This window comes from Zhongshania borealis (assembly GCF_039539625.1).
GTDB lineage: Bacteria > Pseudomonadota > Gammaproteobacteria > Pseudomonadales > Spongiibacteraceae > Spongiibacter > Spongiibacter borealis.
Genome location: NZ_BAABDM010000004.1, coordinates 340,536 through 346,770 on the forward strand (window position 1 = coordinate 340,536; position 6,235 = coordinate 346,770).

8 protein-coding genes are annotated in these 6,235 nt (G+C 49.8%); 7 read left to right on the top strand and 1 reads right to left on the bottom strand.

From position 1 onward, the window contains the following. Positions 1-29: 29 nt before the first annotated feature. From ABD836_RS13010 to chrA, 6 genes are all read left to right on the top strand, one after another. Positions 30-323, top strand: coding sequence for a hypothetical protein (locus ABD836_RS13010; protein WP_344936637.1), 294 nt, complete (start codon positions 30-32; stop codon positions 321-323). A gap of 197 nt (positions 324-520) precedes the next feature. After that, positions 521-1,138, top strand: coding sequence for a PAQR family membrane homeostasis protein TrhA (gene trhA, locus ABD836_RS13015; RefSeq protein WP_344936639.1), 618 nt, complete (start codon positions 521-523; stop codon positions 1,136-1,138). Positions 1,139-1,161: 23 nt separating this feature from the next. After that, on the top strand, positions 1,162-1,434 hold the full coding sequence (locus ABD836_RS13020) for a hypothetical protein (protein WP_344936641.1): 273 nt from the start codon (positions 1,162-1,164) through the stop codon (positions 1,432-1,434). Between the two features lie 43 nt (positions 1,435-1,477). Continuing rightward, on the top strand, positions 1,478-1,864 hold the full coding sequence (locus ABD836_RS13025) for an acyl-CoA thioesterase (protein ID WP_344936643.1): 387 nt from the start codon (positions 1,478-1,480) through the stop codon (positions 1,862-1,864). Between the two features lie 168 nt (positions 1,865-2,032). Next, complete coding sequence (locus tag ABD836_RS13030) at positions 2,033-3,850, top strand: DEAD/DEAH box helicase (RefSeq protein WP_344936644.1); 1,818 nt, start codon at positions 2,033-2,035, stop codon at positions 3,848-3,850. A 66-nt stretch (positions 3,851-3,916) separates the two neighbouring features. Beyond that, a complete protein-coding gene (chrA, locus tag ABD836_RS13035) occupies positions 3,917-5,074 on the top strand; it encodes a chromate efflux transporter (protein ID WP_344936645.1) in 1,158 nt (385 codons plus the stop codon). A 331-nt stretch (positions 5,075-5,405) separates the two neighbouring features. Here chrA and ABD836_RS13040 read toward each other — a convergent pair whose 3' ends face one another. Further along, positions 5,406-5,663 carry a hypothetical protein gene (locus ABD836_RS13040; RefSeq protein ID WP_344936647.1) on the bottom strand — a complete coding sequence of 86 codons (258 nt, stop codon included), beginning with the start codon at positions 5,661-5,663 and terminating at the stop codon, positions 5,406-5,408. Between the two features lie 353 nt (positions 5,664-6,016). On the opposite strand from ABD836_RS13040, the gene ABD836_RS19505 reads away from it, so the two are divergent. Continuing rightward, a partial coding sequence (locus ABD836_RS19505) for a helix-turn-helix domain-containing protein (RefSeq protein WP_425583036.1) occupies positions 6,017-6,235 on the top strand: 219 nt, incomplete at its 3' end.

A 6,235-nucleotide genomic window follows, 5' to 3' on the forward strand; every position in this document is an offset into this window, starting at 1 on the left:
AAACATTACGGCGAGCGTGGAGGTAGTCAATGGATTTGACTCATGGCAGTGTGTTGTTGGGTGATAGGGAGCTATTGGCGGATGTCCCTATGTATATTAACGCTGGCGGCAACTTAGTGCGCTGGGGTGGGTGCCTGCACCTAAACAAAGAAATCAGTGAGTTGCTCAGTGGTAGTGACTACAGTATTCGTCTTCGCGACGGTCGGCTTGGCGATATCCGGATTCGTAAGGTCGTAAGTACCAACGGCGCGCTTCACGTAGAGATTCTGTTTGACGGTTTGGGGGAACTCGCGCCTAGGTCGCAAGACGAGCAGCGTGCTTAGCCTTTATTATATCTGTGGGTCATTAATTTTAGGCCCGTAAGCGCGATGACGAATTTGCCAGCATCACCCTACAACGTTCGCTAAACCCCTCGTTTCAGTGCCAAATTTTCAACTCGTGTTTGTGATAAATACTCGCGATTTTGCTGAAATTAGGCGATAGTGCGCCTCTTTTAGGCAGTTTGGATGGTGTTTTCATCGTGTATCAAGGTGAGCGTTTTAATAGCTATACGCATCTGGCTGGGGTAGCGGCTGCGCTAGTGGGGAGTGTTCTACTGGTGTGGCCAGCAATAGCCGCTGGGGCGGGCTGGAAGGTGCTGGCATTTGTTATATACAGCGTGTCCTTGCTTGCGCTCTACAGCTTTTCAAGCCTTTACCATAGTTGCCGCGGCCCGCGAAAAGCCCTGTTTCGCCAGCTCGATCATTTGGCCATATATCTGCTAATTGCTGGGACTTACACCCCGTTTTTATTGGTTAGTCTGCGCGAGAGTGGTGGCTGGTGGATGTTTGCGCTCATTTGGTCATTGGCCGCGCTGGGTATGATTTTAGAGAGTGTGCCAAAAGAGAGTCGACGGTTTTGGTCAATTGCGGTCTACCTGCTTATGGGCTGGTTAGCCATGTTTTTGATAAAACCCCTTGGGGCGGTGCTAGCGCCAGCGGGTTTTAATTTGTTACTTGCTGGTGGGCTTGCATATACCGGGGGTATTGTTTTCTACATTTTAGATAAAAAAGTAGCGCATTTTCACGGAATTTGGCACCTGTTTGTCTTGGCTGGCAGTGTTTGTCATTTTTGTAGCATTTATTATTATGTCGCGTAATTTTCTTGTTTTTCGAGGCGTTAATGTTGCGATTTAAGGTGTTGGCGCTTTTTGGCCTCTTAAATTTCCTGTTTATTTTTACAGCATTGCTGCGGCCAATTAGCATTGCTGCGCAATCCTACGGTTGGCACCAGGCCTCAGTATTGTTAATGATTCAGGGCTTAATTGCTTCGGCGATGCTGTATGCAGCAAGGCAAAAATTCGCTAAGGCGGATATTGCCGACAAGGCGTATCCTGCAGTGGTTGTGGCTTATGTACTTTGGCTGTGCATGGTGTGGCGGTGGTTGGGGCAGTAGCTTAGAAATCGGTAGATCCATAACTTAAAAATGAGTGTTTTACATGTTGTTGTATGAAGTCAGTCCGCGTTTTTGTGAAACCGATGCTATGGGGCATATTAATAATACAGTGTTGCCCATGTGGTTTGAGTCTGCGCGGAGCGGGATTTTTGAGATTTTTAACCCCGGCCAAGACCTCGCTAAATGGAATTTAATCCTACGTAAAATCGATGTCGATTTTCTTGCGCAGACCTATTATGAATACCCTGCCCAGGTGCGTACCCGCGTAGGCCGTATTGGCCAATCTTCCTTTGTGGTTGAGCACGAGCTTTGGCAGCGTGATGAAAAGACCGCTACGGGCTCGGCAGTGATGATATTTTTTGATTATAATGCTCAGCAGAAATTAGAAATTCCGGCTGATATACGCGCTGAATTACTAAAACTAAGCTAAATTTTGCGCTTTAGTGCGGCGGATTACGCCGCCTAATGCCAAAAAAGGCCAAAGGTTTCGCGGTAATTGTCGTCTCATGCCGGTATAATGCCGCCTCAACGCCATTGGCTGCGTTCGGCCGAGTGGGGTCAAATGTTGCGGCGACTCTTGATTCCTACGGTAGCGATTATGCCCTCAGATACACCCGCGGCAGCGGATACTCTTACTTTTGATGATTTAGGCCTTGCGCCTCTTATACTGGCTGCTGTTAAAGCAGTTGGTTATGAAATACCCTCGCCAATTCAGGCGGCGACCATCCCTCTTATTCTTGCCGGCAGAGACGTTGTCGGTCAGGCGCAGACCGGTACCGGTAAAACTGCAGCCTTTGCGCTGCCTTTGCTTTCGCGTCTGGACGTTAACAGTCGTCGCACCCAAGCTTTGATTTTGGCGCCAACGCGCGAGCTAGCCATTCAGGTGGCTGAAGCCCTGCAAAGCTACGCCTCACATTTACCGGGCTTCAATGTACTGCCCATATACGGCGGTCAGGATTATCGCGGTCAATTGGCGGCGCTAAAGCGTGGCGTTCAAGTGGTCGTAGGTACTCCCGGTCGGGTGATGGACCATATGCGACGCGGCACATTGAAATTGGATGATTTGACTCATTTGATTCTCGACGAAGCTGACGAAATGCTGCGTATGGGCTTTATCGACGATGTTGAGTGGGTTATGTCACAAATGCCCGCCAAGCGTCAGATCGCTTTGTTTTCAGCGACCATGCCCTCGGCGATACGCCGCATTGCAACGACCTATTTGACTAATCCTGAACAGGTTACGATTCAGACTAAAACCTCAACGGCGATAACCATTCGCCAGCGCTACTGGATGGCGCGTGGTCTGAATAAACTGGATGCATTGACGCGTATTCTGGAAGCTGAACCGTTTGATGGCATGATTATTTTTGTGCGGACCAAATTGGTTACCACCGAACTGGCAGAAAAGCTTCAAGCACGTGGCTATGCAGCGGCGGCCCTGAACGGTGATATAGCTCAGGCCCAGCGTGAACGCACCGTAGAACAGCTTAAAAATGGACGTTTAGATATCGTTATCGCTACCGACGTAGCGGCGCGTGGTCTTGATGTTGAGCGTATCAGTCACGTTATTAACTACGATATTCCTCACGACACCGAAGCCTATGTTCACCGCATTGGTCGTACTGGTCGTGCCGGTCGTAGCGGCGACGCAATCTTGTTTGTTGCACCGCGTGAAAAACGTATGTTGCAAGCAATTGAGCGTGCGACCCGCCAGTCTATTGAAGAGATGGGCTTGCCCAGCGCCGAGAATATCAATGCCCTGCGCGTAGATCGCTTCATGCAAAAAATCACCGATACCTTAGCGGGTACCGATTTGAGCTTTTTCCGGAAAATGTTGCAGGAATACGTGACTAAGCACGACGTTTCTGAAATTGATGTTGCCGCAGCACTCGCTAGCCAGTTACAAGGTGATAAGCCATTGCTGGTGAAAGACGCGCCGAAGATGATGACGGAACGTCCTAAAAATCGTGATAAGCCAGGTGGTATTTCACGTGGGGCTGATACTGGCATGCAGCGTTACCGTATTGAAGTTGGTCGTCAGCATGGTGTTAGTGCGGGTAATATTGTTGGTGCTATTGCCAATGAAGCGAATATCGACAGCGCGAACATTGGGCGTATTTCAATCTACCCAGAATTCACCACGGTAGACCTGCCTAAAGAAATGCCAGAGGATGTGGTTCAGTGCTTGCGCACTACTCGCGTGGCGGGGCAGGCCTTGAATATCTCCGTGCACGAAGGTGGAGATATGCCCATTGATGATCGCGAGCGCCCGCGCAAACCGCGTGCTAAGCCTAGCGGTGATAAAGCCGGTCGCAAACCAGTTAAGGCCAAGCCGAGAGTTTCAAATGCTGCGGCCAAACCTGCTGGCGCTAAACCAACGCTTACGGGCACCAGAGAAAAGCGCGGCAAGGTTTAAGCTTTACGCGTAATACCTTAGACTCTTTGGCTACTCTATCTCAGAGCACTGCCAGAGAGTCTAAGCGTGACTTTTCAGATTTTCCTCAATTTTCTCTACCTTGGTTGTATTAGCTTTGGCGGCCCCGCGGCGCACATTGGCTATTTTCGGCGCGTGTTTGTTGAGCAAAAAGCGTGGCTCAGCGAGCAGGACTTTGCCGCTCATCTTGCCTTAAGTCAGTTTCTTCCCGGTCCAGCGTCTAGCCAGCTTGGTTTTGCCATTGGCAGCCAGCGCGGTGGTATTCCTGGCGGTATTGCGGCGTTTCTCGGCTTTACCTTGCCATCTTTTATGCTGATGCTCGGCCTTGCGGTTTGGCAACGTGAGCTTGATCACGACAGTTGGGCCTACGGTATTATCACGGGCTTGAAGCTCTTGGCTGTGGTGGTCGTTGCGGATGCTATTTGGAGTATGGCCAAACAATTTTGCCTGCAGCCGACAACAATATTTATTAGCCTTGGTAGCGCACTAACGTTAGCGCTGGCCATGAGCCCGCTACACCAGTTCGCCTTGTTGCTGGGAGCTGCGTTGTGGATGGCTTGGCGAGCAACCCCCACCAGACTGGAGAGGGTCAAGCTAAACCGATTAGCGTGGATTTGCGTTATCAGCTTTTTCGGCCTATTGGCGCTCAGCTTCGTTGCACCAATTAGCCTGTTCGGGATTTTTTATCAGGCGGGTAGTTTTGTGTTTGGTGGGGGGCATGTGGTGTTGCCACTGTTGGAATCCTTTATTGGCGAGGGCTTGAGCAACGATCGGTTTTTGTTAGGCTACGCGGCGGCGCAAGCAGTGCCTGGCCCAATGTTTTCTTTTGCATCGTATTTAGGTGCCGTACTGCGTCCCGATATAGCGGCAGGGGGCGCCGTTCTTGCGACGTTTGCGGTATTTCTACCTGGATTTTTACTGTTGACGGCAGTAAGTGGGGTGTGGCGCCAGATTGCTCTGCATGGACGAATTGTGGCTGCTATCGCGGGGGTTAACGCGGTCGCGGTGGGGATGTTGGCGGCGGCGTGGGTGAACCCGGTATTGATTAATGCGCCCCAGGATCTGATGTCGCTATCGCTGGCTGCGGGTGGATTGTTGCTACTACGTAGTCGAAAAGTGCCGATTATATGGCTGATTGCGCTTTTTTCAGTGTACGGGGCAATGCGTTTTGTTGATTATTTTCCTGCGGGTTTATTGGGCGGCTGAAAATCTCCGTCGCACGCAGTAAAACAGTAGGGATAAAAAAGGAGGGCAAAGCCCTCCTTAGATTCTCAAATGTACTGTCTTGGCGTATTTAGCAGTTGCGCCGTAAACCCTCGCCCCTATTAGCAAGGCATTAAACAAAAGTGGGGAAGCTGATTGTAAACTCTGGAAATCTCACTGCAACGAGAGGATTAAAGCATTGCAGTGGTATTTAATGGCTCCTCAAAAATCTGGAGAGATCACTGTAAGCAGCGCTGGTCGTCGCTTTCTGGTAATTAGCGGACAGTCATCAAGCCACAATCAACGACTACCGTTACCCTAAAGCGACCATAATTCAGATTTCTTCGCGCCCGACTGGCTTATCATTCAGCCACGCTCGATCTTCCTCTGACTGGGAAAATGGATTGTCGTCAAACCCTTCTCTGGTGGCCTGCTGACCTTGTTCTGGTCGCTCAAAGTCATCTGTGGCAAGAGGACCAGATTCAAAGAAGTCAGTCCACCCGGCCTCCTCGCTATTAGAGGGTCCCACGGGCTCGATTGCAGACCGAATATCATCTGGTAAATCGGTGGATTCGATAGCCTGCCGATCCATCCGACGCTTTTTGCTTCTTTTAGGTCTGATTTTTTGTTCATTGCTTAAGAATACACCCATCAAAAAATGTCTGCTAATTTGGCATTTTTAAGTCACAATATGTAACCGCAAGCTGTACACTAATGTGACCTAGCGGATAAATCCCCACTTTTGTTTAATGCCTTGCCCTATTAGGGCGGGGATATAAGGCGTCCAGGCGCTAGCCTGGTGGGGTTTCTTGTTGCTCGATGTACTGCCGAATGTCTATAGCCGGTACACCGGCAGAGCAGGCAAAATAGGATCGCATCTTCATACATACGAAATCCTTGATAGCTGGGTATATATACAGTATATTTATCTTCATGTTACGCGCAATGAAAGTCAGGCTGTATTCGAATGATCAGGCAAAAGCCGAATTGGATCGGCAGTTTGGCGCTGTGCGTTTTGTTTATAACAAGGCGCTCGTCATAATCAGCCACCGATACAAAGTTCACGGTGATTCTTTACGCGCATCAAAGGACATTAAGCCACTATTGGCTATTGCAAAGCGAAGCCGAAAATACAGCTGGCTTAAGGACTTTGATGCAATAGCC